Source organism: Streptomyces sp. NPDC012888, from assembly GCF_042900645.1.
GTDB lineage: Bacteria > Actinomycetota > Actinomycetes > Streptomycetales > Streptomycetaceae > Streptomyces.
Window position 1 is genome coordinate 1 of the sequence record NZ_JBIBBM010000030.1, and the last position, 3617, is coordinate 3617.

The 3617-nt window shown below is 72.2% G+C and carries 5 protein-coding genes; 2 read left to right on the plus strand and 3 right to left on the minus strand.

Features of this window, described 5'->3' with window-relative positions; all coding sequences use genetic code 11:
- Nucleotides 1-318: 318 nt before the first annotated feature.
- On the minus strand, nucleotides 319-1326 hold the full coding sequence (locus tag ACFY61_RS31955; RefSeq protein WP_389477986.1) for a stage II sporulation protein M: 1008 nt from the start codon (nucleotides 1324-1326) through the stop codon (nucleotides 319-321).
- 121 nt (nucleotides 1327-1447) lie between these two features.
- Between ACFY61_RS31955 and ACFY61_RS31960 the strand changes: the two genes are divergently transcribed.
- Complete coding sequence (locus ACFY61_RS31960; protein ID WP_389477988.1) at nucleotides 1448-2434, plus strand: RDD family protein; 987 nt, start codon at nucleotides 1448-1450, stop codon at nucleotides 2432-2434.
- Between the two features lie 54 nt (nucleotides 2435-2488).
- Nucleotides 2489-2791, plus strand: a complete 303-nt coding sequence (locus ACFY61_RS31965; protein WP_389477990.1) for a hypothetical protein — start codon at nucleotides 2489-2491, stop codon at nucleotides 2789-2791.
- Nucleotides 2792-2816: 25 nt separating this feature from the next.
- On the opposite strand, the gene ACFY61_RS31970 is transcribed toward ACFY61_RS31965, so the two are convergent.
- Both ACFY61_RS31970 and ACFY61_RS31975 read right to left on the minus strand, forming a co-directional pair.
- On the minus strand, nucleotides 2817-3437 hold the full coding sequence (locus ACFY61_RS31970; protein WP_389477992.1) for a hypothetical protein: 621 nt from the start codon (nucleotides 3435-3437) through the stop codon (nucleotides 2817-2819).
- Between the two features lie 85 nt (nucleotides 3438-3522).
- A partial coding sequence (locus tag ACFY61_RS31975; RefSeq protein WP_389477984.1) for an adenosylhomocysteinase occupies nucleotides 3523-3617 on the minus strand: 95 nt, incomplete at its 5' end.

Consider the following 3617-nt stretch of genomic DNA (forward strand, 5'->3'; position numbering starts at 1 on the left):
TCCGACTCTATCAGATCTTTTCGATCCGATTTCCTCGGTGCTTTCCAGGTCTTCGCTCTCGCGTTTCCCTTTCCGGCGGTTCCGACTCTATCAGAGGATCTCACCGGGTTTTTCCGGCTCGATTTCCGACTTGATTCGGAGGGTGTGCTCCACCGGCTGGAATTCAAGTCCAACTCGGGAGCGAGAGAGATGTTAGTAGGTCGCGGTCGTACTGTCCAGTCCGACGCAACCGTTCGAATCTACCTCCCCACAGCCACCGTGTCAACGGTCTTTGCGGGACGACGAGGAGACTAGCAGCTGAACGGGCTTGTACGCACATCAGGCCGCGGTGGGCAGGGACGCGCTGCGGTCGGCGGCCTCCAGGTCGCCCGTCTCACCGGCCCGGGCGGCCCTGCCGCCGAGCACGTAGACGTACACGAGGAAGGCCGCCTCGGCGGCGACGCCGATGGCGATGCGTGCCCAGGTCGGGAGCCCGGAAGGCGTCACGAAGCCCTCAATCAGGCCGGAGACGAACAGGACGAACGCCAGGCCGATGGCCATGCCCAGAGCGGCGCGGCCCTGCTCCGCGAGGGCGGCGCGGCGGGTGCGCGGGCCCGGGTCGATGACCGTCCAGCCCAGCTTGAGTCCGGTGCCGGCGGCCACGAATACGGCGGTCAGTTCGAGCAGGCCGTGCGGGAGGATCAGGCCGAGGAAGACGTCCAGGCGGCCCGCGGAGGTCATCAGGCCGAGGCCCACGCCCAGGTTCGCCATGTTCAGGAACAGGATCCACAGCACGGGCAGGCCGAGGAACGCGCCCAGGACCAGGCACATCGCGGCGGCCTGGGCGTTGTTCGTCCACACCTGTGCCGCGAAGGAAGCCGCGGGGTGACTGGAGTAGTAGGTCTCGTACTGGCCGCCGGGCGCCGTCAGTGCCTTGAGCTCGTCCGGCGCGGCGATGGAGGCCTGCACCTCGGGGTGGGCGGCGATCCACCAGCCGATCAGCGCTCCCACCGCCACGGAGAGCACCGCCGTCGGGATCCACCAGCGGCGGCTGCGGTAGACGGCGGCCGGGAACCCGGCGGTGAAGAAGTGGGCGGCGTCGCGCCAGGAGGAACGGCGGGCGCCGGTCACGGCGGCCCGGGCCCGCGCCACCAGCTGGGTCAGCCGGCCGGTGAGCTGGGGGTCCGGGGTGCTGGACTGGATGAGCGAGAGGTGGGTGGCGGTGCGCTGGTAGAGGGTGACCAGTTCGTCGGCCTCCTCGCCGGTGAGCCGGCGCCCGCGGCCGAGCAGCTGCTCCAGGCGGTCCCATTCCGCCCGGTGCGCGGTCACGAAGACGTCGAGATCCATCGGCTGCCGCTCCCCTGCCCCTGGCCGTTCTCGGTCCGGCCCTACTTCTCCTGCGGTCAGCTTGGCAGACTTGATGTTCGAGGGGCAGGGCAGGGCGGGACGACGTGAGGGAGTGGCTGCGGTGAGTGATCTGGTGACGGGGGACGCGGTCGTCCTCGGACTGCGGCCGGCCAGGCTGCCGAGCCGGGCGCTGGCCCTCTTCGTCGACCTGGTCGTGTACCTCGCCGGCTATCTGCTCATCACCGTGGCGCTGACGTTCGCGACGGCGTCCCTGGACGAGGCGGCGCAGGCCGCCGTGGCGGTGGGCAGCTTCGTGCTGGTCCTGGTCGGGGTGCCCATCGCGGTGGAGACGCTGGCGCACGGGCGGTCCCTGGGCAAGCTGGCCTGCGGCCTGCGGGTGGTGCGGGACGACGGGGGGCCGATCCGGTTCCGGCACGCGCTGGTGCGCGGGGCCATGGGCGTGGTCGAGCTGCTGATGACGTTCGGGGTGGTCGCGTGCATCGCCTCGCTGGTGTCGGAGCGCGGGCGGCGGCTGGGGGACGTTTTCGCGGGGACGCTCGTCGTGCGGGAGCGGGTGCCGGGGGCGGCGGTCATGCCGGTGCCGGCACCGCCGCCGTGGCTGGCGGGGCGGTTCACGGCGCTGGACCTGTCGGCGGTGCCGGAGGGTCTGTGGCTGGAGATCAGGCAGTACCTGACGCGGATGGGGCAGCTCGATCCGCAGGTGAGCACCCAGATGGCGGCGCGGCTCGCCGATGCCCTGGTGGCCCGTACGGGGGCGCAGCCGCCGGCGGGGGTTCCGGCCGCGGCGTTCCTCGCGGCGGTGGTGCACGAGCGGCAGTCGCGGGACGCGGCGCGGGCGTTCGGGCCGGGCGGGCTGGTGGGGCACGGTGGTGTGCAGCCGGGGCCGGCTGGTGCGGGCGGGCTGGTGCCGCCCGTCGCGCAGGGGTACGCGCCCGCGCCCGTGGCACCGGTGGGGACGTACGGGCCCGCGCCCGTGGTGGCGCCGGTGGTGCCGGCCGCCGCTCAGGCCGCGCCGGTCGCCCCGGTCGCTCCCGTCGCTCCGGTCGCGGAGCCGGTGCGGAAGACCGGGTTCGCGCCGCCCGCCTGAGCGGGGAGGCACCCGGGCGGGGCGCTGTCGGTGCCCGGCCGTAGGTTGTCGATCATGTCTGTGAACATCGAGTTGCACTTCACCGTGAGCGGGATAGCCGTCGAGGCGCAGGCGCAGGAGGTCGAGCGGGAGATCCGCGAGCTGCTGCGCGACGAGGGCATCGAGAACCAGGTCGGTTTCGGCGTGGTCGCTGAGGACGGTGCCTTCCTGGTGACCGGGGAGAGCCAGTGGCCGCTCATCATCACGCGTTTCTACCTCTGGCAACCGAAGTTCGAGAAGTACTTCGACATGGCGGTGAAGGAGGCCGCGCCGGACGCGAAGGTCGCGCTGGTGTGGGGGTATCCCGACGAGGAATGACCGGGGCGGTGGCCGGGTCGGCGGGTCAGTCGGCCGGGAAGGCCGAGGGCGGGGTCTCCAGGTGTTCGAGTTCCACGCCGGGGGCGGAGAGGACGACGTCGCCGGCGATGTGGACGGTGTGGACCTCGCCCGTGTCCAGTGCGCTGACCTGGTACTCGTCCACGACCAGCGGTCCGCTGTCGGTGTCGTGGGTGTGGCTGGCCGTGAGGGCCCAGGCCTGGTCGACGGTGCGGGGTGCCAGCACCGGGTCGGTGAAGTTGACCAGCCGTACGCGGGTGGCGGGGGTGCCCGGTTCGAGGCGCAGCAGGCGGGCGGTGGCGACCAGGAAGGCGGGCGAGGTGCCGGTGAAGGCGGGGGCCCGGACGTTGCCCTCGGTGGCTTCGGTGCCGGTGGGGTCGGTGCGGACCCAGGTGACGCCGTCGATGGCGGCTCCGCGGACCTGCCAGCTCGCGGCGTTCAGTTCGAGGCGGATGGGGCGGCCGAGTTCGTCGATGGCCAGGTCGACCGAGCCGCGGTGGCCGCCGTCGGGGTCGACGACCTGTGCGACGTAGCGCCAGCCGGAGGGTCCGGGGGCGCAGTGGAAGTGCTCCTCGCCGAGCGGGGTGTGGTCGTGGGGGTCGTGGAGCGAGTAGCGGCCGCGGGGCATGGGAGGGCTTCCTTGGGTACGGGGCAGGCCCCCGGCTGGGGAGCCGGGGGCCTGTCCTCTGGGTGCTGCGGATCCGGTCAGGGGATCAGTAGCGGTAGTGGTCCGGCTTGTAGGGGCCGTCGACCTCGACGCCGATGTACTCGGCCTGCTCGGGGCGGAGCGTGGTGAGCTTGACGCCGA